Here is a 25502-nt window from a genome sequence, read left to right as displayed (position 1 = left end):
TTCCTTCGGTGGCGCGGCTCAGGAGCCGGCGGCCAGTTTGCCCTGCATCCCGGTGGCCGGGGCATCGCCGCCAAGCGCACGTGTGATCAGGGTCGCGTTATGGTCGATCATGCCGATATAGGTGCCTTCATAGGTTCCTGGCTCTCCCATGGCATCGGAAAACAGCGTGCCGCCGATTTCAACTTTCTGGCCGCGTGCGGCGGCCCCCTCGATCAGGGCGCGCACATTACGCTCCGGCACGGAACTTTCAACAAAGACCGCGGCGATCTTGCGATCAACAATGGTGTCGACCAGTTCCTCGACCCGACGAAGGCCGGCTTCGGATTCTGTTGAAATGCCCTGAATGCCCAGAACCTCGAAATCATAGCCGCGCCCGAAATAGCTGAACGCGTCATGCGCGGTCAATAGCACTCGGCTTTTTTCCGGCACGGTTTTGATGACCGATTGCATGTAGGTAATCAGCTTTTCGATATCGGCAATATGCTTGTCGGTATTGGCGCGATAGGTGGCCTCGCCCTCGGGATCGGTCTTGATCAGCGCGTCACGCACCGCCAGCACCACGGTTTCCCACAATCGTGGGTCCATCCAGACATGCGGGTCATAGCGGCCTTTATATTGCGCATGGCTCAGAAGCTTTGACGTTTCGATTGCTTCGCCGACGGCAATGACATTGCGGCGCTTTTCCAGATCAAGGAAGAATTCCTCAAGCTGTGCCTCAAGATACAGGCCATGCCACAAAACCAGATCGGCGCGCGCCATGGCGGCAATGTCGCTTCGTGTCTGGCGATAGGAATGCGGATCAACCCCGGGGCCCATCAGGGCGGTGACCTTTGCGCGGTCGCCTGCAACCTGGCGCGCCGCGTCGGCGATCATGGATGTCGTGGCGACAACATCAATCGGCTTGGCAGAGGCAGCTGTCACCGAAACGGCAACAAAGCCGCAGACGGCAGCAAGGGCAAAACCGAAATTCCGGGCGATGCGGCGAAGCGACATGTGAGATGGTCCTGTTATGCAAGTTAAAATCAGTCTGCCAATATCCCCTATTTATGTGCGGACTTTTAAAGTTAGTCAAGACTAAATTGATTTTTGCGCACTATCTTGATATGAAGAGCTTGGGGATTTCAAAGGAGCTGTGAATGGGCGATCCGACTGCGCGTCATCCGCGACACAACAAGGCCGAAGTTTTTGCGCAATTGCGTGACGCCCATGCGCGCGAAGTGACCGAGGATTACGTCGAAATGATCGCCGACCTGATCGAGGAAGAAGGCGAGGCGCGATCTGTCGCCCTTGCCGAACGATTTGGCGTGACGGCTGCGACGGTCAATAACACGATCAAACGCCTGGAGCGTGACGGCTTCGTCACAAGTCGCCCATACCGGTCAATCTTTTTGACAGAAAAAGGCGAGGCGCTCGCCAAAAAATGCCGAGAACGCCACCAGATCGTCTATAGCTTCCTCGTTTCCATCGGGATCGCCCCCGAGGTCGCTGAGTTTGATGCCGAAGGTATTGAGCATCATGTCAGTGAGGAGACGTTGAGGGTTTTTAAGAACGCTATCAATTTGTGAATCAAGGCTGTAACGGGTTCACTCAATAGGCGCGTGGTTTTGTGCGGCTAGCCTTAGAACTTTTGTTGTTGCCTCGACCGTTTTTTCCATCTCCAAACTGGTTAAGGTTGGGTGTATCAGAAGCATAACAGATGTTTCGCCCAGCTCACGTGCGTGGGGTAGAGGGCTGGGCGGCCTGAAGGTTGTGTTTTCAAACGCTTTCTCAAGATAAACTTCCGAGCACGTTCCTTGATAGCAAGGAACACCGCGACTTGTGATCTCCGCAATAATTCGATCACGGTTCCAATCGGGCTTCAAGCTATCTGGACGAACATATGCGTAAAATTTGTAGTTCGCATGTGTCGTTGCAGATGGTTGGGGCAAGCCCCTTTTAGCATTTTTTATATATGGAATGCGAAGCGGGCCTGAATCATGCGAAAATGGTTCTAGAGCTTTGAGTAGGATGTTGGCATTTTCTTGCCTTTTGATTGACCATTCTTTCATTTTCCGAAGTTGAATTCGACCGATAGCTGCCTGCATTTCAGTCATTCGCCAATTTGTACCAAAGCTCTCATGTAACCAGCGAAAACCTTGGGGATGCTGTGTTTCATAAACAGCCTTAAAAGACTTTCCGTGATCTTTGTAAGCCCACATCGTTCTCCATGTAGCCTCATCATTTGTCGTAACCATGCCTCCCTCTCCACCGGTAGACATGATTTTATCTTGGCAAAAACTCCAAGCAGCGATATCGCCAATACTTCCGACACTTCGCCCTTTGTACGATGCACCATGAGCCTGAGCGCAATCTTCAATGACTTTGATACCCCGTTTTCGAGCCAACTCCATTATCGGGTCCATGTCGCATGGCCATCCAGCTAGGTGAACACATATGATGGCTTTAGTGCTTGGCGTAAGTACCGCTTCGATAGTATTAGCTGTGATATTTCCGGAGTCGATGTCAACATCCGCAAAAACTGGCTTAGCACCCAGATTTGCAACGCAGGAAACGGATGCTATAAAAGTTCTCGGCGTTACAATAACTTCGTCATCTGGGCGTAGGCCGATTCCTTTTAGCGCAAGATCAAGCGCTACTGTTCCGTTTGCGAGAGCAATTGCATGATTTGTTTGTGACCAATTTGCGAATTCGTCTTCGAAAGAACGGCATTCAGTTCCTGTCCAATAATTGACGCGATTGGATTTAATCACGTTGTGGACGGCGATTGCTTCTTCTTCAGAAAAACTAGGCCATGGAGAGAAAGGGGTATTTAACAATGGTGATCAATCCTTTTTGACGGCGCGTGCTGGAACTCCAACCATTGTGACGTCGCTTGGTACATTTCTTATCACGACAGCCCCTGCCCCAATTGTAACATCTGAACCAATACAAATATTTTGCTTAATACTTGAGCCAATGCCAACCCAAGTGCACATTCCGACTGTGACCCCGCCAGCCAGATGCGCACCCGGGCAGATATGTGATCCTGCTGCTATATTGCAATCGTGATCTATTGTTGCACCTGTATTAACAATTGATGCATTGCCCAAAATTGTACCGGGCTGTACGACTGCTCCCGCAAATATAACCGTACCTTCCCCAATTTTCACATCATTTGATATGTATGAGAAGGGATGAGCTAAACTGGTTACAGGCAGTCCTGCTCGAGACAATTCTTGGGTCTTTCTAAGGCGTATTTGGTTATTGCCAATCGCTACAATAATGCCATCGAAATTGTCTCGTTCCTCAATCAAGAGGTTTGTATTGCCAACAATACGGTTTTGTTGCCCATCATGCGGAGCCGGCCAACAATCATCAAAAAATGAGATGATTTTCCAACCTGCTTGTACCGCAGTATCAGCTACAACCTTGCCGTGTCCACTTGCACCAAGGATTGCTAGTCTCTGCATTGATCGTTACCCGTAAAACGTGACATGCTAACTGTTCCCTCTGCGTTGATATCACTCTGGGTAAATACCTTTTTTACAGTGAGAAGCAAAATCTTCACATCAAGCCAAAAAGAGCGGTTATCAACGTACCACACATCCAGAGCAAACTTCTCACCCCAAGATAGTGCATTCCGACCATTGACCTGTGCCCAACCAGTAAGGCCAGGCCGTAACTCGTGTCGCCTTTTTTGTGCTTCGTTATAAAGCGGAAGATACTCCATAAGTAGTGGACGAGGACCGACAAGGCTCATATCTCCCCGCAGCACATTCCAGAGCTCTGGCAATTCATCGACACTTGTCGCTCGCAGTGCTTTCCCGAAATCGGTTAAGCGATCACTGTCAGGGAGTAACTGACCTTTAGCATCGCGCTCTTCAGACATTGTCCGAAATTTTATCATTTTAAAAGGTTTGCCGTGGAGGCCAGGCCTGATTTGTTGAAATAAAGCTGGATGCCCGATCTTGCGTCGCACTTGAAAAAAGATGAAAGCCAAAATTGGAGCCAAAACAAGCAAAGCCAGGATCGATATGATAACGTCAAAAATGCGTTTTAATATCAATTGATTACCCTCAATGTTCAGGGAATAATATATCCAAATATTGCTTGGCCAGTATCTGATAATTTCGATTATCCAAAATCCACCTGCGACCATTCTCCCCCATTTTTTGTCTCTCTGCGGAGGGTAAATTTTTAATGCGTAATATTTCACTCTTTAATGCGTCAATATCCCCTGCCTCAACAAAAGTGCCGGAGCCAGCTTCGTTTATCATAGAAGGAAAACCATTATACGAAGCAACTACAGGTTTTCCGGAAAGCATATAGTCAATAACCTTGTTCAAGGATTGACCAAAATTCCAAACTGCTGAAAGGTGGACAGAGAAGTATAACAAATCACATTTTGACAAGACGGATTGCACCATCGATTTTTCAACTTTCGGAGCAAACGTTAGATTGTCCAAATAGCTATATTTAGTCTGATAAGCTTTGCGTAAGTCACCATCCCCGATGATTAGGAAGTGTACTTCGGGATCTTCTGAGAAAAATCTGGCGCATTCAAAAAAAGTATCCAAGGCATTGGTCGCTCCTATTGTCCCTGCATGAGCGACAATAAATTTACCTTTAGGTATGTACTGATTCAGATACTCAGTAGGTATGGATTTCTGTTCCTCCTGAATTGCAGTGTTTACACCCATCGGGATACAAAATACCGGTGTTTTGCAGGAGGTTACATTTTCTACATGCTCGCGAAGGTTTGGCATTGTTCCAACAATCGCATCTGCATAGCAGTATCCGAACTTCTCTATCAATGACAAGCCAAGAACAAGGGGATTCCAGCGACTAAAGCCTCCCTCTTCTGTCAATGTCAGCGGCCATATATCTCTTACCTCAAATACGAGCCGACAATTGAACCTCCTTCTGAGCAATACGCCATTTAGGATAGTCAGAAGAGAAAGGCTGGATACAATAATGGCGTCTGGTTTTGGTAAGCGACGTTTCGGCATGCGCCACAATCGCCATTCGAAATCAAGCCAACTTAGAATTCGGCGTAATGACTTCGCGCGAACATACTTAAGAGTCTTAACCCAATATAGTTGGATACCATCGATAAACTCTTGTTCGCATTTTTCGCTGGCGTGAGGCACATTTGCTAGCGGGTTGGAGTCGGAAGTAATGATCACACATTCGTACCCTGCATCCGAGAATTCGCGCATCAAAAGATAACCACGCCCTCCCGCTCCTGTGCTGTCGGGGCGGGAAGGGGATACATACTTTGAGATGTACCAGATAGTCTTTGCCATTCTACGCTTAATACATTCTTGGGATATTGTTTACAGTCTGTATGACTTCGCGGAAATCCATGCCTAACGAATCAAGATACCAACGAATGTTTTGATATCTTGGGCGGTTTTCATCATTCACTAGCTCAATTGCTTCGGATCGTGAGATTTGTCCTTCTCTGATCTGATTACTGCGGAAGGTATCATGTTCCGTAAACCCGGCAACAGTGTAGTAAAGGTAATTGTAGAAGGCTGCGGTACCGTCCCCAATACGCCACGTTGTGTTGGTATCAGGTGCGAGTTCCCAATCATATTGTTTTAAAGTGTCGTTACAGGTTTCTTCATCCCATCTCCAATAATCAAAGATGTGGAAATAATCCTTCTTCTCTGTAAAGCTTCTATAATACTCGCCTGATATTGTATCCCAAAGAGAACGGTTAAAATAACCAGGACTTTGCATCATGGCCTTCAGACGTAACCACTGGTAGTTAAGCTGCTTTGAGATACCATGCATGTAGACGCGCTTTTCTTCAAAATCGGGCGGAACTCCAAGAAAGCCTGCTTTGAAGTGTGTCACTTCAAGTGGATTTACGCCCCACAAGTTTAGTTGAACTCCAGTTTGCTTCTTAACCGTTTCAACATGGCGGAAGAAATGCTTGTCGCCAGCCGTTAGAATGCTGATCATGCCCAGATGTGGGGATTTCAACCAAGCCTTAAGATTCATTGCGATATTGCGGCGTTTTTTTGAAATATCATCTGCAACGATAATGTTCTCGACACCCAGCTCTGCACACATTCGGCTTACATTTCGGCGGCCTAGGTCCGTAACCATTCCCCAGTCGTAAGTATATGTGATCGGGCGCATCTCAAGATCTTTAACAATCAGATGAAGTCCCCAACAGCTGTCGCGACCACCTGAGAAGGGAACAATACATTCGGGCCCAGACTTTCTCCGGTAAGGTTCCACCAGTTTAAGCAGCTCTTCCTTCGGCTTTGGATTATTGCGAGGTTGATAGTTGTTGCAATAGTTACATACGCCTTCGTGATCAAAAGAAATGAAAGGCATTGTTTCGGGTAACACACACTTTGTGCAACGCCGCAGATCGTGTTCGGGATACACAAGCATTGCTTCTTCAGTGGCAACGGTTTGGAATGCTGGGATCAGGTTTTCGGTGCGTATGTTATCATCATGTAGGGAAATCTCTGCCGTCGCTGGAATATCCAAGACGAGTCCATCATGCCAGACCTGCTCAATATCGAAACAGCCGATTACTTCGAGCGGATAGCGTTCGGATGAAAAATAAGTCGTATTACTCTGCTTTCCGACATAAAGGCTGCCGTTGTTTGAAAACAAGCAGACCTTTCCGAGTTTGGGTATGCTCAGCGCAGCAGAGATCGTGCCTTTGCATAAATCTAGAATCTGCCTGGGTAACTCTTCCACGCTGTCGCCCCTCGATAGGGCTTCGATAGCAACAGCAATGATTGCTTCGGAATCAATTTGCAATTGACGGCTCAGAGAAATGGAGGACCAAACTTCTTCCTCATTTACGATGATACCGTTGTGGATCAGTGCTAATCCGTCTCTTACCACAGGCTGATTGTCGCCCAGTCCGTTCGTTATGAGGCGGCTATGTCCCATCACAACGCTGGTATTCAAGCGCCCCTGTTTGGAGAGCAGGCGTTTAATGTCGTAATCCGCACGTTTTACAGTGTAACCTTTATTACTGAAATAAATTAGTCCGCTGGAGTCTCGTCCTCGCTGACGAGCATGATTAACCAGTGCTTCGAGGTGTTTCCAATTAACATTTTCAGAGCTAACTTGCCCAAAAATTCCACACATACTGCATTCCAATAAAAATCGAGGTTATTTTTCCAGGATGTTTCGATACAAACTTATAAGCTTTTGTTCCTGAGCCTGCCAACTTAGAGCATCTAAATTGCTAAATTTAGGTGAGCCAGTTGAGGACTCCAAGCGGATAATTGCCTCCTTGATTGAGTTTACATTCAAGGAGCAAGTTTCGCCGATGTTATAGCGTGAGATCACTTCTTTAATATCAGGAAAATTAGATGCTAAAACTGGTATGTCAGAGAAGCAATATTCAAACAGTTTGTTTGGCAGGCAATAATAATCGCTCAAAGATACGTTCTCGATAAGGCATAATCCAAAGTCTGAAGATTTTGCTATCTCAACTACTTTAGAATGTGGTACCGCTGAGTGAATATGAACGTTTTTGTATTCTTTTGATACCTGATGAAGTTTATCAGCTAATTCCCCGTATCCTAAAAATACAACGTGAGATGTGACGCCTGTTTGTGTGAAAGCTTCAGTAATAAGTTCTATTCCCCGCCCGTGCCCTAGTATTCCAATGTATATAAAAACTTTTTGCTGCGATGGAATATTAAAATTGGTTCTCAAGTAATCAGAATTGCCCGTTTCATTCTTCTCGAATAACGGGGAATTAAGTATAATTTCAGTTTTTTTGAAGCCGATGTTGGTATTGTACCAATTCGCAATTGAAGGGCTTACAACAATTAACGCATCAATATACTTCCACAAGAGTTTTTCTGCACAGGATGTAAGTAGCCCCTGAAACTTTGTGATTCCGTTTCGGTTTGATTCTAATTCATGGGCGTCATAAATCACTTTTGTCTTGTGGAATAGTTTTGCAATAACCCCAAGCGGCAGCGCTAAGGTATCGTGGCAATGGACAACATCGGGTTTCTGGCGGAGTACCTCAGGAAGGGTCTTGACAGTCAGCTCACATATGGACAGTGCATGTCTTAGGGTGCGTGGGATTAAAGTAAGATGTCGGGTGAATAACTTAACGGATTTTATCGTGGTTGCGAAGTTAATCTCAGACTCTTTAGCGCCTTCCTCATGAACAACACCGATGCCGTTCACTTCATAGCCATGTGCAGCAAGAGCTCCCATTTCCTTTAAGATGCGAGAGTCTGTACGTATATCGGTGTGTGTAATATGTAAGGTTTTATGTGCCACGTTGTTTCTTCAGAATCGTGTAAAATATAATCATACAAATGCCGGCAGCGCCGCCGTGCGAGATCAGCACTGTTAAGAAGTCTGATACAATAAAATTCATTGATAGAATAGCAATTAACCCTACCAGTACAGGGAAGAGAGATCTCTCTAACATCATAGAGATGATTAATAAAAATAGGTCAGTCCCAATTACAAGTATCATAGATAATAGAAATCCGGTCACCCCTAAATAAGATGAATATGTCAGCAAGAAACTTGTGGGCGAGGTGGAGGTTGCTGTTCTATCTCCCTCAAAGAAAACAGAAGCATATTTTTGATAAACAAGCTCTGGCATGTTTAGGGATTCGCCGTAAATTTTATTGGACAATGGCAGCGTTTTAAAGCCATCTACATTCTCTGTTTCTGCATACATAAAATGCCATACTGCAACTTGCAGCGGCGTAACAAACACGCGATAAAGAATGGAAGTGGCATAGTTCATCACTGTCCGCTGTGGAACGGAAATTCCTGCGTTCAAATTGTGGATGTTCCCAGAGGTGAGAGCCGCGTCTGGGCAGCTCAGGTTCTCTTTACCACTGCATAGGCAGCTAAGCCTTTTTTCCATTTGTTTTAGCATGTAAGGTGGAACGCCAAGAGCGTAATCAACATGATGTAGTGACTTCAAGAGTGCTTGGCTTTGCTCGCATGTGCCTGCTTTGGCTGAACATGAAGCAAAATCATAAGATCCACTAGTGCTCGCCCCCCTGTCTTTAAACATCTCAAATGTAAATATTGCCACAACAACAAACATTACAGAAGCGGAAATCGCTAGTATACGGTTTATCCATGTTCTGGTCCAAAAGTATGATCCTGCCGCCAGCATCAAAAGAGATGGCATTAAAAGGCCTTTCGTTCCAGTGATTATCACAGATATCACTGCCGCAAATCCGCATACGGTACCAATAATAATTCCAATTATATTTTTTCTCTTTGCAGAAGTGATAACTATCCAAAAAGAAAGAAGAATGAATATCGGTGAAATCGCATTCGCGTTTGCGCCAATGGCATAGGTCGATAGAGATGAGCCAACCAATTTAACATTAAATTCCCTAGCTAATAAGGTTAGCCAAGGGTCATTCAAGATTGCATAAAGTCCGGTACAACTCCAAGGAATATTATAGAAATAAAATATTATGCACAGAATGCCAATTAGGCCTGTCGTAACATATATAGAAGCAATATTTGCTGGAAATTCTGACATGCTTTGATGAGTTCTTATGTTCTTAGTAATTCGACCCCATGCAGTTAAAATCAATATTGCCCCGTTTATTGTTAAAGCGAAATACCACGGGTTACTTAGTGAGTGTTCGACTTGCTGTGAAAATAATGTTAGCGGAATTTGATAAAATATACAAATAAATGCAGATAATACATAGTACAGCCTGCCCAAGACAAATTTTTCTTTTATGAATATTAAAAATAGATATGATATGCTTGCTAATGTAAATAAAGACTGAATAAAGAAAAAGGAGTTTAACTCAGGGGGAAGAAGATCTAGCCGATATAGCATCGGCAAAGAAGATATTCCGAGCTCTGTCATGGTATGTCTGCTTTGGTATGTTGAGATTAATGAACTTGGATGTGTCGTTGTAATATTTTTTGTGCAAAACGTTGAATTGACTTCATTGGCCTGTAATATTTATCCCAGTTTGGAAATTCGAGATAAATCCTGTTTGGAGTGTTCATTAATACATTAAACTCGTCGCGTGATATTCGTAATTTTTTGCAAAAATAACTGATATCTTGGTCAATTGTATCTTCGTCGTATAGAGGGGTTTCTAAAGTTTTTAGAGCGTCCTCCCTAGTGATCTGATTAGATACGATCATACTTGATAAGTGCGGAAGCCTTTTGTCGTACCCAAACTTTGTGGGTAAATAGTAATTTTGGAAAAATTTCGTGAACTGAGATTCGCCATGCTTACCAGCGTATGATTTATAGCCAACCCTAGCCTCTAACTCTCGCAAGGCATCAGCCTTGACGTACGGCATGTAATCAAGCGGTCGTATTGTTCTCATCTTTTTTATGAATGGGTACCAAAAGTAGTATTCAAAGAAGCTAATGGTTCGATAATCCTTGAGTTGTCTCTGTCCAAAGGTCTTATGTATTGATACAAGATTTATAGAGTCCATAGCACTTCCGTGCCATGAAGCAGGAAATATACTTTCAGTTGCTAAGTTTCCGCCGGATAAAACATAGCGTATCCCATGAGTGTTCGCGAGATGGTAAAGCATAGCAAAGAAAACATGATCTTGCGGTACATCTTGATTTGCAACGCCTGAACGGAAGTATGCTAGCTGCAAGTCTCTCATCTCTTCCCAATTTACGACATGCGTGTAAAGGTCGTAATTACAGTATTTTACTATCGCTTCTATGTTTGCGACAGCTAACTCACTGTTCCATCCAGCATCAATATGGACTACTAAGGGCCTTAAGCCCATTTCTTTCACTTTTAACGCAAGATATGAGCTGTCTACGCCCCCGCTGAGCCCAAGGATGCAATCGTATTCGTTGTTTTTGCCGGTGGCTCGGATTGTTTGAACCAGCTGTGTAAGCTTTTGTCGTCCTTCTGAATTCGGAAACCAGTTTTTGCTGGTGGTCTCAAAGAATTCAGTGCAGTGGTTACACTCTCCGCGTTCATTAAACCATATTTCAGGGTCGCTGGTGTCCATTACGCACCGAGTGCATCGCTGGTAGTCATTTTGAGATTGCGCCAACAGTATGGTATCCATAATAAACTTCAAAATAGTTGTTCAAGATCACTGTATTTGGGATACGTGATCAACACTGCTCGATGAGGGCCGTGAAACACGAAAAAAGATCCAGCTGCGACCGCGCTTGCACCTGCTTCTATAGCGGCTTTAATGTCAGCCAAGCTTGAAATACCTCCCAATGCAATTAGTGGCACTTCTATCGCCTCGCTTGCTGTGTGAATTAAGTCCAAGTCTGGCCCAGATAAAGTTCCATCTTGGTCAACCGAGTTAAGTAAGATTTCTCCTGCACCAGCTCGAACTTGCTGTTGTAGATATTCTATCCAATCAGAGTCAACGATCTTCCGCTCAGCCGCTTTGAAAAGCTTTGGCTTGTTAAACCAATTCTTTTTTACATCGGCCGACACTACGATGCTCTGGCTCCCGAACTTTTGGGCCAAATCACTTACTAATTGCGGCTTATTTAAAGCGGCTGTTTGTAGGCAAATTTTCTCAACGCCGCAGGCAAGGATACGACCAGCTTGCTCAACTGTTGAGATTCCGCCTCCATAAGCCAGTGGCATAAAGCACTCGCCTGCCAGTTCCTCAATTAGCTGATAGTTCGGTTCAGACCCAGTTTGGCTTGCCGCTATATCAAGCACCATTAATTCATCGACTTCCTTGTCGTTGAATATGCGAATAGCATTGATAGGGTCGCCGACATACTTGGGGTTCTTAAATTTAGTTGTTTTAACTAGTCCTTCATTCTGCAGCAGAAGTGCTGGAATGACTCTGTTACGCAACATAGTCTAAATTTCCCAAAACCGTTTCATGAGTGCCATGCCAAACTTGTGGCTCTTTTCGGGGTGAAACTGGGCACCAAAGATTGCGTCTTTTTGAAATGCAGCGCAAAATTCGCGACCGTGAAAGGCTGTGGCAATCACCAAGCTCGGATCATCTAGCTCTACATAATATGAATGAACAAAATAGAATCTTAAGTCACGTTCTTCCGCCAGTATAAGCGAATTGGGGCGTGCAACAGTTACATTGTTCCATCCCATATGAGGAATCTTCAGATGAGTCTCGTCGGGAAAATTAAATTTTTTAACGTTACCGTCTACTAGTCCGAGGCCTCTTTCGTCTCCTTCTTCGCTTGTTCTACATAGTAGCTGCATCCCCAAGCAGATGCCAAGGATAGGAGTTCCTGATCGTGCCGCGCTCATTAAAGGTTCCACTAGTCCACATCTGGCAAGTGAGCGTATCCCTTCGTCGAAGTGTCCGACGCCAGGTAAAATGATTTTTGAAGCACTGAACAATTCTTTTTTTGACGATAGAAACGTTGATTTACCACCAACTTTTGAGATCATCCGTTGGATCGAACCGATATTACCCATTCCTGCGTCTAGTATACCAATAGTCACAAAATTAACCTGCTCGCTGTTTCGTTTAGGATAGTTTTCCGGCTTTTAGTACCCAACTTGTTGCTTCATCCCATGCTGCGTCGTCTTCTATGTTTAGCAATCTTGGTGTTGTCTTTTTCACCTTGTCGACCCAATCCAATATCAGCTTCTTAGACGACGTATGTTTCTCGATATAACCTTCTTGAAGCAAATCTTCGAATAGTAATTCATTAATCCCGCCACTCTGTAGCGTGGGGCACAGCATCAGAGATTTTAGCCCCATTGCCGCCGCGTCATAGCAAGCGCTCGAAGCCATAGAGATATTACCAGCGCAGTGCAATGCTATGCTTGGCAGTGGAAGTGTTGAAGATTGCTCCCACTCTGTATTGGGGTGGCAAGCAACGTAATTCCGTATGAACTGACGCAGCTTAGCATACTTGGAGCCCCGCAATTGAACCGGATGCAATCTAAATCGCCAGAATATGTCCTGTCTATTTGCTATGGCCCAAGACAAATCCTCTGGGAACAAACCGTTAGCAAGAATCCCTTCAAACGGTGAATTGGGACCATGGTCTCCGGCATATCCCCACATTAGGGAGATGAGTATCTCTTTCTGGAACTTCTTTCGGTCTGTCCGGGGAAGTGCCCATTCTTCTGGAAGGCATGATAAGCGTGCAGGAGTAAAGCGTCTAAGAAACGGATGTGGGATAGTTTTTACTTCTATCTGAGGGGAAGTCTGGCTGGAAAATAGAAGTGAGGACTGCGAGCTTAAAGATAGGATGCCGTTAGGTAGCTCTTTTGACGTTGCGACGTCCCAGCCTGCGGGGAGGCAGGTGTGAGATACGCCATGTAATAATTCGATGGAAAAGATTTCCAAATCGTGTGCCGCGGCACACAATTCCCTTCGAATATCTATAGATACTACAACCTTGGCCCTAGTTTTTTGTAGTATTTTTTTGTAGAGATCGGTGGGGGTTAAAGATAGAAAGCGAGCTGTGCGTGGTAAAAATTTTGTAAGTATTCTGGAAATCAAGTATGGTTTGTTAATCGAAATAGGTGAACCATGTGCATACTCGCTTGTCAGGCGTGAGAAAGGGTGAGCAATTGTAATGCATCTTATTCCTTCTTCCTCAAAAAAATCTTTCAAGCTATCAACAAGAGGTGAGTAAGCCTTGTTTCCTAAAGTGACTCCACGGTCGACATCGTGACAGAAAAACAGAATGTCAGAATCTTGTAATTGGTTCCTGTCGTCTCCAGTATATGTATTTATCTTACTATAAGTATTTTTAATAAAATTCAGTAATGTTTTGGTTAGACTTGACAGGGACATCAACATGTTCTCATGCAAAGATTAGCTTACAAAACACGATTTATATGATTTAGCGATGATTAGAACTTCTAAAAAATATTAATTTCAAAATTCGTACATATTTATTGTTCCGGCGCTATTTTTTTTAAAAAAATGGGCGATAATAAAGTTCCGAGTATAAGCACCAGTATATCGCCCACTAACATTTTTGTTTTGAAATAATTGTTCACTATCCGCGGAAAAAATCATCTTTCTCATAGTTGTTGGCAAAACGTTTTCCAAGGTAATTGTAGTATATATCTTTAGAGGAAACTCCGGTGCCCGGACGTTTAAATGCAAAATCCTCGGATTGGATAATGTCGCCAGCTTTCACAGTTTTTGCTAGCCAAGCAGATTTATAGTATTTTTTGCTATCAATTATATCTTGTTTCGTCGGTTGCAATATTCCATCGCCAAGTGATGTGTAGCATTCCTGTATGTTTTCAATCCACTTTTTAAAGTCCTGGGGGTCGTGGGCTTTCCAGTGGCCATTTTCTGGGATCTCCCTTGACAAAGTTAACCGTTTTTCAACGAAGGTTGCGCCGAGACCGACGGCCATATAATCAAGCCAATCCCTTCGTCCTTGTGGAGTGTAGCCAACCTTATACCCAGCTTCAATCAGCGTCTTTATTGCCCGAAAGTTCATTTCTTCAGGGACTGAAGTGTGAAAATCATGAAGAATGATGAGCTCTCCTCCTCCGGAGCTGTGATAAAACTTCCTAAGGTCCTCAAGATCATCAATATCAATGGTTCCGGTATCAATAATTAACGGTTTTCCGTTCTTGGCTAATGCTTCGATCATCCGGTAGTGGCTCAAGCTCCATGTGCAAATTTTATTTACGGGAAGATTGAGCTTGTTGACGCGTTGAACTGCGCTTTCTACATGGCACGTAACAATGAGACCAATGTTATATTTGTCACAGTGACTCTTGATCAGAGCCCAGTCCGCGTCAGAGAATTCTAGCTTTAAAAACATTTCGTACATGTTTTCGGTTATGTTGCCCTTTGCCAAAGTCGGATATGTATATTCAATCGACTTGTCGCCTAGAAGCTCGTTAGCGTCTAACATCTGAAATTTAACAGCGTGAACCCCCATTTCGGCAGCGGTTTCAATCAGCTCAAGGGAGCGATCAATGTCGCCACCGCAGGTTAAGCCGAGGTCTGCCATAACAAAAAGGTCTTTCTTTTGTGGGCGCTCAAATAAGTGGTGCATTGGTTCACTCCGCGAGGAAACGTCGGGAAATTAGGTATGTATTAAAGCCGAAATAGAAGGGCACTTCGTTCGTCAGAAATGAAATTACTTTTCATTTTAGCTAGTATAATTTTTGATAGTGAGAATGTACTTGGTAATTGCAGTTTCCTGTTAGCGATAAGGGGGTGTACAAAGGAGACTTTTTCTTCTGGTACAAGTCGATTGCTTTTTTCATGTTTACTGTCGAGATTCCTTGGAATTGAGATATTGTCTCTATATCCCAAGATTTCTCAAGGTATTTTTCCCTAACTTTTAGGGCCGACATTTTTGAGATGCGATTAAATCTCAAGTCACGACTAAGCAAAGAATCAATTTTACTTGTTCCAGTAGTGATCAATCGAACAAGATCAAAGAATTCAAGCTTTAAAGATGAACTGGACGATTGCCAGTTTGGTCCAAAACCGGACACTGTACGCGGACTTATGGTAAATTTCTTCCCATAGTGTTCGTTTATATTCACACTATCCCAAAAAATATAGTCACTGAGAAAGTGCCAGTGAACCTCTTCCAGCAGGCTTTCAATTGCTCCTAATTTAAACATCTCAGCAAATTTCGATCCAGTGTTGGCGATCATATTTCTTACTTGGGGAAGTAGGTTCTTGCCTATCACTATGTCATTAAATGCTGGTGATTTGAGTTGGTTTCTTATGACAAAGGAGTGATTTCCAACAACTTCAGATTGTTGGTTGGGCCCTGCAAAAACATGCTTAATGCCAAGCTGCTTCGCTGCAAATAAGGCAGCAGCATGGGTGCCAAATATTTCTAGATTTCTACAATGGCCATTCCCTACGCTGAACTCCTCAGCGATCGCGGTCTGAATTATATTCTTGGGTAAGGAAAAACCAATGAAATCGACATTAAAATGTTCTTGGCACGCGCTTAAGATGTTAAAAAACACCTCGTCGTGATACTGAGCATTGAAATATACTACAGTCGGTTTAGTGCCGAGTTTAGTGAGGGTGTCCAGTACAAACCAAGTTTCTCCGTCAGCATCGAACGGCACCAAAATTCTATCCGGTAGCGATCCCAAAGTTTTCTCTAACTCGGACGCAAGAGTATTTTCATTAACGTCGTTCCAGAGTGGAAGAGTATTTTTTCTTAAGTTAAAAGAAATACATCCGGAGCAAAATTTATTGCTCTTGTATATTCCGAATGGGTGGTCTTTGCTTAATATACATTTCTGACAGTAGTTCATCTGTACTTGGCAATTCCGTGCTCGCAGTAATTCACATAGTTTACCGGAAAATTAACACACTTTTCAAAATGCTCATAATTGATGTGCGGCGCAGAGAAGTTTATTTCTTTGCCCTTGGTGGGCATATTTCTGGAGATGCTGTGGGCAATATGCGCTGTACGATCGGGATCAGGAAGCAGCTGAAGCTCGCTATCGATAATTAGAACCTCATTAAAGCTATCAGACAGATGCTTTGGGATATATGGTTCCGGACAGGGAAAGTGCATAGAATAGCCGAAACTAGAGGCGCCATAAATACGAACCATTTCGCGAAAAATCTGCTCTTCCCTCTCCGACGGGACAGCCCTTCGGGCTCCTCCGAAAAACACTTTAGAGTATCCGGCATTGAACAGCCGTTCTATGTGAGCGACACCGGACCAACCGAGGGCGGCAATCATATTTATTCTGCAGTCAATATCCAAATTAATCAAAGTATTTGCATCGTTACTCGCCACGATTAGATCTGTGTAGCTTCCCGACAGCATATAATCGATATGGGGTTGTGGTCTCCATAACGGGAATATTGTCTCCCCTGTCTTTATGCAGGTAGTGCCGTCTATTATTAGAATACTAGCTAGTCGTCTCGAAGCCATTCAGTGAACGCCATGTCAAAGGTATTTCGGGATAGTTCGGGATGAAACTGAACACCTAGAATTTGCCTGGTTTTGATACCCCAGCACATTCCGGAGTCGTCCAATGCAAAATGCATTAATTCTTTGCTTGTTTCAGGCACGCAAACTGCGTAGCTGTGATTGAAGTAGGGTGACCCGCTGAACCAATGGCTTTTAACCTCGATGGGGCCAATTCTAGGAGAGGGTAATTTAGTAGTATACCCAGAGAAAAGTTGTAGGCAAAACTGATTGTTGGTTTCTTCGGTGCCAGTAAACAGCGACTGGAAGCTGCCGCATACTGCTAAAATTCTACAATCTCTGTCGATTGATTCTCGTATTGCATCCGAAATCCTCTTGCTAAATCCCCCAACATTTCCACCTGGTAATACAAGAAGCTCACCAGCGCCAACTTGGGAGATTTGATTGGTATGGATAACCTCGATATTTGTAAACTGACTCAGCCAAGATCGCAATGCGCCGATGTTTCCTGGGATATTTAGTATTTTCATCGAGCTTGAGCTAACAGTGGTTTTGCAACTGGCCGAGAGTCTTGAGTAAAAAACAAATCGTTATTTGTGTTTTTGAGGATTTCAACCCATACAGAGTGCTCGTCTACCCCTATAAATTTAGCAAAACGGCGTATTTCACTTATGGGAATATAAGGTTCATGTTTTGGTAGTAATTCAAGAGCATATTTTCTGGAGATAGTGTTGTTCCTGATCATCTCATTAAGGATATCTGTTGTTCTGCCAAAACCAAATTTCAAATATTTTATATACTGGTTTATTAAAACGAAGTCTTCATCAACAGCGCTAATATTTAGATAGTCAGCTTCAGTCTCATTTCTGGCGCCGAAGCCGCTTAGAAGTGAGAAGAGTCCATTGCTGAGGTTCGACCATCTGGGGATAATCCCTCCCATAAATACAATTTTGGGAGCTATCTTGCGTAGTCCATCTTCAATATCATAAAAGAAATCGTGAAGAGCAACAGTCTCTTTTGGCAATTGTTTGCACTGAGATAGTGTATTAATTTGGTATATTGATGCGCCATCGAAATAGGATCGACCGGCGGAAGCTGTGTCGCCAACCGAGTATGCCGGATTTTCACCCCACAGTATAACGTCGGCCGAAGCAAAGTCGGCCATTCGCGCGGCCCCGTTAAATAGTGCAACTTCTGATGCGACCTTGAGGTTTCCAAGGGTAAAGAAGCAATATCTGGTTAATCGTTTTAGGGTTTCTGTGGCTGGGTAGGCCATTAAAACCTCATAGTTGCGATCATATAGGTTTTGAATGTTCAAAACTCCTGTCTCGCTTGTCTGAGATGGTGGTAGGCCAACGCTCACTAGTACTGGCTCTATGCCGAGTACCTGCCGACAGAACTCAGCTTGTCGCAAGCTATCTTTTCCTCCGGATACACCAAGGACATATCGAAGAGACATTACATCTCGCGATGGGTAGAGTGATTGTATATGAGTCCAAAAGGCATCAAGGTTTTGTGTAAAATCACTACCTTCAGTGTTTTTAGAGTACCTACACGGAGCGCACTGTTCGCCTATAGCAAAATTAGAGTTGGGCCGGGTTGAGAGGTTTAGGCATGTTGAGCACCGGTAAATCATTATACTACTCAAAAAGGAACCATGTCATGTCATCATGTTTATACTTTGGATCGTTACGGTAGACAAAACCGTAGTCAATTAGTTTTCTTCCACTTTGATCCATGAATTCCTTAGCAAAATCTCGTTTGAAGAGTTTTCCCTGGTGTCCGCGATAAGTAACCTCTACCGGAGTAGGGTTATAATATTCGGATATAAGGACGTATCGCTGTGAAAGAGTGTCTAGAAGCTTATAAACACTTGAAAGGGCATCTGGATTCAAGTGTATCATTACGCCAGATATTAACGCTAAATCATACTGCTGATTTGCTGTAAAATCATGTATTGACCGATGGTGACACTGGTCCACATTTATGTTTTTTTTTAGTAATGAAAACGCTTTTTCTCCAATTTCAACACCAGTATAATTGGAGTTGGGGAATAGGCTCTTTAGCGCATCAGCATTCAATCCTCTGTTGGCTCCCAGCTCTATTATCGTATTTATTTCGCCGGCTGATTTGAGTGATTTATTGAACATATCAATCTTGGCTGCGACGAGTTCCAGGCCATTGTTGCGTTCAGCATATTCATCTCCGAATTCTCCTATCCAAAACAGTTCTTGGTCATTCATTTGAGGGGTCCTTTAAAAGTGATCAGGTTATTAGCTAGGGGCAGGGAGGAAAAGGTTAAGAGGTGAATAGATTCAAATCTTCAGACCAATCTGGAAATAAAAGTCGAGCTGTATCGAATTCATGTTCAAAATCAATATCTATTCCAGATAAAATTGGCATTTTGTATCCAATTGTTGAATTAAATTGTTTGTCTGTTAGTAGAGGGGCCACAGAATAAATTGAAATACAGCCGTTAGAAAAATATGTCATAGGACATGAAGTGGATTGTCTAAGAGCGTATGGACTGTCGGGAAATGCATGTTCTAGTCGGTCGGGATCGGTGCTGGGGGCATCAACCCACGCATTGTATGGCGGCTTAGAAGATGGTGATACGCTAATTAGTTTCTCTGCGTTGGCGGTGCTAATAAACTTTTCATGTGCGTTTTGTATCGAACTTACACTGTTGAAAGGGGATGTTGGTAGTACAACAGAAATATAATTAGGAAGATTCGTGTTGGATGTTAACAAGCAGTCAACGAGAACGTCTAGAATAGTAGCAGGATCGTGAGCCAATGACAGGGGGCGCTTGTGAAGAGATACGCTCTTTTTTACTGCTGCCGGCAAGGGATTTATCTGCTCTCGCGCAAAATCGATATTTTCAGTGCTCACTAAAACTGGTCCAATATCCGCAGTTACGCTTCTAATAACTGAGATCTGTAGAAGTGATAATCCATTGTAGAATGGTCTAAAGTTTTTCTGTGGGGCTCGGGATGACGAATATTTTGCGGGAATAATTATCATCTATTTGTTCACTGTTTACAGTTGTAATGCTAGCTTTAAGTGTTGAATAATATAATCTTGTTCATCATGAGTAAGGCGTGGGTGAAGGGGGATTGTGATCGCGCTTTTATAGTACTGTTCCGAATTTTTTAATTGTCCATAGTTAATGTTCTTTTCTTTGTAGTAGGGTTGCGTGTGAACGGGAATGTAATGAACATTCACTCCAATTCCATTGTCGTGAAGATAAGCAAAACATTGTGCTTTCTCTTCAATATTATCATTTGGAAGTCTGAGCACGTAAAGGTGATGTGCTGATGTTTGAAAAATTTGTTGTTTTGGTAAGCGCCAATTGGTACCAGCAAGCTTTTCATCGTAACGTTTGGCAAGGGCCTTGCGAACGTCTATATAATAATCCAGACGGTTAACTTGGCTAATCCCTAAAGCGGCCTGTAGGTCTGTCATCCGGTAGTTGTAGCCAAGAGCAATTTGCTCGTACTGCCAAGGACCATCTGTTCTTCTATCTGCGTTTTCTCGAATTATTCCGTGACTACGATAAAGGTTCAATTGGGAAGCTAATTGCGGGTCGTTTGTGAGAGCAGCGCCGCCTTCTGCCGTCGTTATAATTTTTACCGGGTGAAAGCTGAAGACGGAGATGTCACTGAACCTGCAACAACCGACATGTTCACCTTTATATCGGCCACCGATAGCGTGGGAAGCGTCCTCTATAATACGAAAACTGTATTGTTGGGATAGTTCATGTATTGCTTCCATATCACAAGACTGTCCCGAGAAATGAACGGGAATTACTACCTTGGGGAGAGTTTTTGTTTCTCTAGCATGTTTCAACTTATCTTCTAGCTTGGTGACACTCATATTGTAGGTTTCGGGGTCTATATCGACAAAGTCGACGTTTGCTCCGCAGTATTCTGCGCAGTTTGCACTTGCTACAAAGGTGTTCGGGCTTGTCCAGACCCAATCCCCGGGGCCAACTCCCAAGGCCAAGCAAGCGATATGGAGTGCACTGGTCGCACTGTTTACCGCAATTGCGTGTGAGGCGCCTGTGTATTCGGCTAAAGCGGCTTCAAATCGCGGCACGCATGGACCCTGCGTCAGCCAGTCAGAGCGCAGCACGTTCACGACAGCGTTAATGTCTTCTTCTGATATATCCTGACGGCCATATGGGATCATCAAGTTAGATCTTTCCGATTGTGTCGTGATGGGCATTCACCCAAGACTTTAGTGATTGTTCACTCATCCATTCGGTATTGGTATCGCTGGCATATATGAAGTCTTCAGGAACCCTTTTGCCATCTTTTATGCGTTTCGCATCATTTCCCCAATCGTTGATTTGGGGGAGAATTTTGTAGTGCTCCGGGTATTCATAAGTGAAATGTGAATCTTCGGAGCTGATCATTTGCTCATGCAATTTCTCACCGGGGCGAATGCCGATAATCTCGTGCTTCGCTGAAGGAGCTACTGCTTTTGCAATGTCGACAACAGTCATCGAAGGGATCTTTTTTACATAGATTTCGCCGCCGACCATATCTTCAAATGCATGCCATACTAGTTCAACACCCTGTTCCAAGGTTATCATGAAACGAGTCATTCGAGGGTCAGTGATCGGCAATACGCCAGAGTCTCGGATGGACATGAAGTATGGGATTACTGAGCCACGAGAGCCCATAACATTTCCATAACGAACAACTGAAAAGCTGGTGTTGTGGCCTAAGGCGTATGAACTATTGCTTGCGACAAAGAGTTTGTCTGATGCTAGTTTGGTTGCGCCATACAAATTAACTGGGCTACTCGCTTTGTCAGTTGACAGCGCAACAACACGTTTCACGCCTTGGTCTATGCATGCATCAATTAGGTTCATCGCCCCGTTAATGTTAGTTTTAATACATTCAAAGGGGTTGTATTCGGCCGTCGGAACAATTTTTGTCGCTGCGGCATGGACTACAAAATCCACACCATCCAGAGCTCTATACAGTCGATCCTTGTCTCTAACGTCACCGATGAAAAAACGGATGCGCTGATCATTTGAGAATAACTTTGCCATCTCCCATTGCTTCATTTCATCGCGAGAGAGGACAATTATCTTCTTGGGATTGTATTTGGCTAACGTCATCGGGATGAAAGCGTGTCCAAACGAACCTGTGCCACCAGTAACAAGAATAGTTGAGTTTTTAAGCATAATATTAGCCGTTGGTTCGGGTAATCTGGTTATTTAGTCGCCATTGAGCGGAATATCTCACTACGTCGAATGAGGTCATCATAAGTACCATGGGCTTTTACTTGCCCTTTATCCAGAAGATAAATTTGGTCGCAATTGCGAACAGTTGTTAATCTGTGTGCGATCAGAATGATTATGATTTCATGCCCCAGATTGTTTACTGCTTCCATCACAGCCTGTTCAGTTAGATTGTCTAACGCGCTTGTGGCTTCATCCAAGATCAACACTCTTGGGTTGTGGTAAAGCGCACGTGCAATCCCAATCCGCTGACGCTGACCACCAGAGAGGCGCACGCCACTCTCGCCTACATAGGTTAAATATCCCTCAGGTAGTTCGGTAGTAACAAACTGATGCAAGTTAGCAATTTTAGCCGCTCTCTCAACTTTGGAGTGGTCTACATTGGCGGCTGGAATGCCAAAAGCAATATTAGCACTTATGGTGTCATCAGCGAGATAAATCTGTTGTGGTACGTAACCAATACTTTTTTGCCACTGCAGGCGATTGATATCAGTTATAGCTTTGCCATTAACACTTAGTCTGCCTTCTTGAGGTTCAAGTAGGCCAAGAATGATATCAATTGTTGTTGTCTTTCCGCCGCCGGTGGTGCCAACTAATCCTACAATGCTATTTGCCACAATCTTGATATTAATGTTGGTAAGTGCGGTGCGTCCTGCTTTTGGGTACCTGTAGCTTACATTGGTCAACTTAATGTCGTTAATTGGGCAGAATGAACTCGTGTCGGTTCCTGATGGAGGTTTGCTAGCTAAGCTCGTTAGCTCACTATGCACCAGTTCGATAGCCGGACTGGAGAAGCGCAGTTGGGAAAAGCTTCCGTATACCTGCTGCAGTGCAGGCATCAGGCGATACCCCGCAAACGCATAAAGAGCGATTAAAGGTATCGCAGTACTAAAATCGCCGCTCCTTGCCATTAGGGCTAGCACCAGCAGAATCATTCCACCAAACGCTATCATTTCGAGCACAAAGCGCGGAAGTTGAGCTATGATCTGAACAGAGGCTTGGTTGACTGAGTATTTCTTTGCCGGGACAGAAAATCGCTGAGTGTACGTGTTTTCCAAGTTACGTATTTTTACTTCTTTGATAGCGCTGAATGCTTCATTCAAAACCATGAAGCGTGCCTTATTCGCTTCTACTCGTTCTGATCCAATACGCGACAAGAAGTTATTGACGATCATGTATATTAGGCCGTAGATCACGCCAAGGGTGGTCCCCGCAATAATTGAGACTTTTGGGTCAACAATCATCAAAAGTGCAAGTAATGATACTGCGAGAACCCCCTGAGTAATAAAAGTCATCAGAGGCATCATGCCATAATTAATAACATCGCCAACCTCAGATAATACAGTTTTCCCCAAATCAGCACTGTGATGGTTGAGGAACCAACTGTACGGTTGTCGTAGGTATCCCTCTACAAGTCGTTTACTTAGGCTATACTCCGTTGCTAAAGTAAATCGAAGTTGTAGGTATGTTGTGATGGATTTAAATGAGAGTGATATAATTAGAAGTGCAAAAACAAAAACACCTAAGTAGAAAAGAAAAGACTGCGTATCAGAAAATTCAAAATAGGAATATATGGATGAGAATATATTATTCGTTTCCACAAGGCTTGGGTTTGCTAACACAGCAATAAACGGCATAATTGATGCAACACCAACGGCGTCTATCAATGCCATCAAAAACACCATGCCCAGAAGGAGGAGCGCTTTTCTACGCTCACTTGTTGTTAGTAGCGCAAGAATCTTTTTTAAAGAGCTCAATTTCTTACCTAAATTGAAGTTTTTCAACGATGTACATCTGATCACTTTCTGTTAGGTCTGGGCCCATGGGAAGACTCAGCACTTCTTGAGAGGCCCTTTCCGAGATAGGTGTAGCTGTCGAATTATCATGGTGGCTATATGCAGGTTGCTGGTTTAGAGGCACTGGGTAGTGGATTGCAGTTGGGATTCCGTGACCTTTCAGCTTTTCTTGAGCGACTTCCCGATCTTTTAAAAGTACGGTGTACTGTGCGAAGACACTGGTCCTGTCCGATCTTTGTTGCACTCGGTCGATTTTTGCTAAGTCGAGTAGAGAATTGTATCTGTTTCCAATCTCCATTCGACGGTCGACTTCCCAATTAAATCTTTCCAGCTTTGCAAGCACAATTGCACACTGTAACGTGTCCATGCGACCGCCGACACCAATACGTGTGTGATGATAGCGTCTACTTTGTCCATGAACACGGATCTCACGGCAGGCTTGAGCTATTGAGTCGTCGTTCGTAAAAATCGCGCCGCCATCTCCGTAACACCCAAGGGGTTTGCTGGGGAAAAAGCTTGTGCAACCAATTGTGCTTAGATTGCAGCTTTTTTTACCCTTGTAAGTCGAGCCAAAACTTTGGGCTGCATCTTCAATAACAGGGATGTTGCCGTTTCGCGCAGCAATCGCATTAATTGCATCCATGTCACATGGCTGCCCGTACAAGCTGACCGGCATTATAGCTTTCGTTTTTTCTGTAATCTTGTTTTCAATTAGAGCCGCATCCATGTTGCACGTATCCGGCTCAATATCGACAAACACGGGCGTTGCACCTAGGAGAACGATTGTTTCTGCTGTTGCGACAAACGTGAACGGCGTCGTGATAATCTCGTCGCCCGGGCAAACCCCTATAGCCATTAGGCTGATTAATAATGCCTCTGTACCACTGGCAACGGTAATACAGTGCTTTGCACCAGAGTACGCAGTTAACTTGTTCTCAAGTTCCAAGACTTCTGGACCCATTATGTACTGGCCGTGTTCCAGAACAGAGTTTATTCGGTCTGCGATTTGATCGCGAAGTTGATGATATTGCGTTTGCAAATCAATAAAACGTATACTCATACTTCGTAGGCTTTCAATTCGGATCCTGTCAGCTTGTACTCTAGGTTCATGTGAGGACATTTAAAGGTCCCTTCACCTTCAAGAGGTAATGGGATTTGTTCGCCATACTGGCTCATCCAGCCTATTTGCCGAGCTGGGACCCCTGCCATAAGAGCGTAGGGCTGTACATCTTTGTTTACCACTGCACCTGCTGCCACAAATGCGTGCTCACCTATTGTGATACCGCAAACGATTGTGCAGTTAGCGCCAAGCGTAGCGCCTTTCTTTACTGAAGTGCTGAGATACTGGTCTTTTCGATTAATTTTTGCCCGTGGGTTGTAAACATTTGTGAAAACCATGCTTGGGCCGCAAAAGACATCATTTTCGATGAAAACATTGTCATAGATGCTTACATTATTCTGGATTTTGCAATTATCCCCGATTGCAACATTGTTACCAACAAAGACATTCTGCCCAAGAGATGTTTCACACCCAATTTTTGCTCCGCTACACACGTGAGTCCAATGCCAAACTCTGCTACCGTCACCGATCTGTGCGCCGTGATCTACGATAGCTGTTGAGTGTATTTGAGTATTCATT

Annotated in this window: 24 protein-coding genes; 1 reads left to right on the top strand and 23 read right to left on the bottom strand. The window is 44.0% G+C overall.

Annotated elements, in window-relative coordinates:
* Window positions 1-18: 18 nt before the first annotated feature.
* Window positions 19-993: a zinc ABC transporter substrate-binding protein gene (locus P8T57_RS05660; RefSeq protein ID WP_341364860.1), complete on the bottom strand. Its 975-nt coding sequence runs from the start codon at window positions 991-993 to the stop codon at window positions 19-21.
* 143 nt (window positions 994-1136) lie between these two features.
* On the opposite strand from P8T57_RS05660, the gene mntR reads away from it, so the two are divergent.
* The gene (mntR, locus tag P8T57_RS05655) at window positions 1137-1565 is read left to right on the top strand and encodes a manganese-binding transcriptional regulator MntR (protein ID WP_341364859.1); all 429 of its coding nucleotides are present in this window, start codon (window positions 1137-1139) and stop codon (window positions 1563-1565) included.
* Between the two features lie 18 nt (window positions 1566-1583).
* On the opposite strand, the gene P8T57_RS05650 is transcribed toward mntR, so the two are convergent.
* The 22 genes from P8T57_RS05650 to P8T57_RS05545 form a co-directional block, all read right to left on the bottom strand.
* Window positions 1584-2816 (bottom strand): DegT/DnrJ/EryC1/StrS aminotransferase family protein, encoded by a 1233-nt coding sequence (locus P8T57_RS05650; protein ID WP_341364858.1) that lies wholly within the window; start codon window positions 2814-2816, stop codon window positions 1584-1586.
* 6 nt (window positions 2817-2822) lie between these two features.
* Complete coding sequence (locus P8T57_RS05645) at window positions 2823-3449, bottom strand: acetyltransferase (RefSeq protein WP_341364857.1); 627 nt, start codon at window positions 3447-3449, stop codon at window positions 2823-2825.
* The gene (locus P8T57_RS05640) at window positions 3437-4045 is read right to left on the bottom strand and encodes a sugar transferase (protein WP_341364856.1); all 609 of its coding nucleotides are present in this window, start codon (window positions 4043-4045) and stop codon (window positions 3437-3439) included. The genes P8T57_RS05645 and P8T57_RS05640 overlap by 13 nt, the downstream gene beginning before the upstream one ends.
* Before the next feature lie 10 nt (window positions 4046-4055).
* The gene (locus tag P8T57_RS05635) at window positions 4056-5285 is read right to left on the bottom strand and encodes a glycosyltransferase family 4 protein (protein WP_341364855.1); all 1230 of its coding nucleotides are present in this window, start codon (window positions 5283-5285) and stop codon (window positions 4056-4058) included.
* Window positions 5286-5292: 7 nt separating this feature from the next.
* Window positions 5293-7104, bottom strand: a complete 1812-nt coding sequence (locus tag P8T57_RS05630) for a hypothetical protein (protein ID WP_341364854.1) — start codon at window positions 7102-7104, stop codon at window positions 5293-5295.
* A 24-nt stretch (window positions 7105-7128) separates the two neighbouring features.
* Window positions 7129-8262 (bottom strand): glycosyltransferase, encoded by a 1134-nt coding sequence (locus P8T57_RS05625; protein WP_341364853.1) that lies wholly within the window; start codon window positions 8260-8262, stop codon window positions 7129-7131.
* Entirely contained in the window at window positions 8252-9841 is a 1590-nt protein-coding gene (locus P8T57_RS05620) for a hypothetical protein (RefSeq protein WP_341364852.1), read from the bottom strand. The genes P8T57_RS05625 and P8T57_RS05620 overlap by 11 nt, the downstream gene beginning before the upstream one ends.
* A 26-nt stretch (window positions 9842-9867) precedes the next feature.
* On the bottom strand, window positions 9868-11031 hold the full coding sequence (locus P8T57_RS05615) for an N-acetyl sugar amidotransferase (protein ID WP_341364851.1): 1164 nt from the start codon (window positions 11029-11031) through the stop codon (window positions 9868-9870).
* 8 nt (window positions 11032-11039) lie between these two features.
* The gene (locus P8T57_RS05610; RefSeq protein WP_341364850.1) at window positions 11040-11795 is read right to left on the bottom strand and encodes an AglZ/HisF2 family acetamidino modification protein; all 756 of its coding nucleotides are present in this window, start codon (window positions 11793-11795) and stop codon (window positions 11040-11042) included.
* 3 nt (window positions 11796-11798) lie between these two features.
* Window positions 11799-12410, bottom strand: a complete 612-nt coding sequence (gene hisH, locus P8T57_RS05605) for an imidazole glycerol phosphate synthase subunit HisH (RefSeq protein ID WP_341364849.1) — start codon at window positions 12408-12410, stop codon at window positions 11799-11801.
* Window positions 12411-12435: 25 nt separating this feature from the next.
* Entirely contained in the window at window positions 12436-13719 is a 1284-nt protein-coding gene (locus P8T57_RS05600; RefSeq protein WP_341364848.1) for a hypothetical protein, read from the bottom strand.
* Window positions 13720-13927: 208 nt separating this feature from the next.
* Window positions 13928-14950 (bottom strand): N-acetylneuraminate synthase family protein, encoded by a 1023-nt coding sequence (locus P8T57_RS05595; RefSeq protein WP_341364847.1) that lies wholly within the window; start codon window positions 14948-14950, stop codon window positions 13928-13930.
* A 100-nt stretch (window positions 14951-15050) separates the two neighbouring features.
* Entirely contained in the window at window positions 15051-15992 is a 942-nt protein-coding gene (locus P8T57_RS05590) for a hypothetical protein (protein ID WP_341364846.1), read from the bottom strand.
* Window positions 15993-16180: 188 nt separating this feature from the next.
* A complete protein-coding gene (locus P8T57_RS05585; protein ID WP_341364845.1) occupies window positions 16181-16678 on the bottom strand; it encodes a hypothetical protein in 498 nt (165 codons plus the stop codon).
* A 661-nt stretch (window positions 16679-17339) separates the two neighbouring features.
* Entirely contained in the window at window positions 17340-18272 is a 933-nt protein-coding gene (locus tag P8T57_RS05580; protein WP_341364844.1) for a hypothetical protein, read from the bottom strand.
* Between the two features lie 181 nt (window positions 18273-18453).
* Window positions 18454-19056: a pseudaminic acid biosynthesis-associated methylase gene (locus tag P8T57_RS05575; RefSeq protein ID WP_341364843.1), complete on the bottom strand. Its 603-nt coding sequence runs from the start codon at window positions 19054-19056 to the stop codon at window positions 18454-18456.
* A 55-nt stretch (window positions 19057-19111) separates the two neighbouring features.
* Entirely contained in the window at window positions 19112-19837 is a 726-nt protein-coding gene (locus P8T57_RS05570; protein WP_341364842.1) for a hypothetical protein, read from the bottom strand.
* Window positions 19838-19852: 15 nt separating this feature from the next.
* Window positions 19853-21004: a UDP-4-amino-4,6-dideoxy-N-acetyl-beta-L-altrosamine transaminase gene (pseC, locus tag P8T57_RS05565; RefSeq protein ID WP_341365364.1), complete on the bottom strand. Its 1152-nt coding sequence runs from the start codon at window positions 21002-21004 to the stop codon at window positions 19853-19855.
* 4 nt (window positions 21005-21008) lie between these two features.
* Window positions 21009-22010, bottom strand: a complete 1002-nt coding sequence (gene pseB / locus P8T57_RS05560; RefSeq protein WP_341364841.1) for a UDP-N-acetylglucosamine 4,6-dehydratase (inverting) — start codon at window positions 22008-22010, stop codon at window positions 21009-21011.
* Window positions 22011-22039: 29 nt separating this feature from the next.
* A complete protein-coding gene (locus P8T57_RS05555) occupies window positions 22040-23851 on the bottom strand; it encodes an ABC transporter ATP-binding protein (RefSeq protein WP_341364840.1) in 1812 nt (603 codons plus the stop codon).
* The gene (locus P8T57_RS05550; protein ID WP_341364839.1) at window positions 23829-24923 is read right to left on the bottom strand and encodes a DegT/DnrJ/EryC1/StrS family aminotransferase; all 1095 of its coding nucleotides are present in this window, start codon (window positions 24921-24923) and stop codon (window positions 23829-23831) included. The genes P8T57_RS05555 and P8T57_RS05550 overlap by 23 nt, the downstream gene beginning before the upstream one ends.
* Window positions 24920-25501, bottom strand: a complete 582-nt coding sequence (locus tag P8T57_RS05545; RefSeq protein WP_341364838.1) for an acyltransferase — start codon at window positions 25499-25501, stop codon at window positions 24920-24922. The genes P8T57_RS05550 and P8T57_RS05545 overlap by 4 nt, the downstream gene beginning before the upstream one ends.
* Between the last annotated feature and the right edge of the window lies 1 nt (window position 25502).

Source organism: Thalassospira sp. SN3W (assembly GCF_038070535.1).
Classification (GTDB): Bacteria; Pseudomonadota; Alphaproteobacteria; order Rhodospirillales; family Thalassospiraceae; genus Thalassospira; species Thalassospira xiamenensis.
Note: the sequence above shows the minus strand (reverse complement) of the source record. Positions and strands in the feature narration are given on the sequence as shown.

Bases quoted from the DNA above. Each gene is read 5' to 3' on its own strand.
- P8T57_RS05610 (WP_341364850.1), bottom strand. From the start codon at position 11,795: ATGTTGCGTAACAGAGTCATTCCAGCACTTCTGCTGCAGAATGAAGGA.
- P8T57_RS05580 (WP_341364844.1), bottom strand. From the start codon at position 18,272: ATGTCTCTTCGATATGTCCTTGGTGTATCCGGAGGAAAAGATAGCTTG.
- P8T57_RS05550 (WP_341364839.1), bottom strand. From the start codon at position 24,923: ATGAGTATACGTTTTATTGATTTGCAAACGCAATATCATCAACTTCGC.
- pseC (WP_341365364.1), bottom strand. From the start codon at position 21,004: ATGATCCCATATGGCCGTCAGGATATATCAGAAGAAGACATTAACGCT.
- P8T57_RS05660 (WP_341364860.1), bottom strand. From the start codon at position 993: ATGTCGCTTCGCCGCATCGCCCGGAATTTCGGTTTTGCCCTTGCTGCC.
- P8T57_RS05630 (WP_341364854.1), bottom strand. From the start codon at position 7,104: ATGTGTGGAATTTTTGGGCAAGTTAGCTCTGAAAATGTTAATTGGAAA.
- P8T57_RS05645 (WP_341364857.1), bottom strand. From the start codon at position 3,449: ATGCAGAGACTAGCAATCCTTGGTGCAAGTGGACACGGCAAGGTTGTA.
- P8T57_RS05570 (WP_341364842.1), bottom strand. From the start codon at position 19,837: ATGATAATTATTCCCGCAAAATATTCGTCATCCCGAGCCCCACAGAAA.
- P8T57_RS05575 (WP_341364843.1), bottom strand. From the start codon at position 19,056: ATGAATGACCAAGAACTGTTTTGGATAGGAGAATTCGGAGATGAATAT.
- P8T57_RS05635 (WP_341364855.1), bottom strand. From the start codon at position 5,285: ATGGCAAAGACTATCTGGTACATCTCAAAGTATGTATCCCCTTCCCGC.
- P8T57_RS05615 (WP_341364851.1), bottom strand. From the start codon at position 11,031: ATGGATACCATACTGTTGGCGCAATCTCAAAATGACTACCAGCGATGC.
- P8T57_RS05595 (WP_341364847.1), bottom strand. From the start codon at position 14,950: ATGCACCACTTATTTGAGCGCCCACAAAAGAAAGACCTTTTTGTTATG.
- P8T57_RS05600 (WP_341364848.1), bottom strand. From the start codon at position 13,719: ATGTCCCTGTCAAGTCTAACCAAAACATTACTGAATTTTATTAAAAAT.
- P8T57_RS05620 (WP_341364852.1), bottom strand. From the start codon at position 9,841: ATGACAGAGCTCGGAATATCTTCTTTGCCGATGCTATATCGGCTAGAT.
- pseB (WP_341364841.1), bottom strand. From the start codon at position 22,010: ATGCTTAAAAACTCAACTATTCTTGTTACTGGTGGCACAGGTTCGTTT.
- P8T57_RS05545 (WP_341364838.1), bottom strand. From the start codon at position 25,501: ATGAATACTCAAATACACTCAACAGCTATCGTAGATCACGGCGCACAG.
- mntR (WP_341364859.1), top strand. From the start codon at position 1,137: ATGGGCGATCCGACTGCGCGTCATCCGCGACACAACAAGGCCGAAGTT.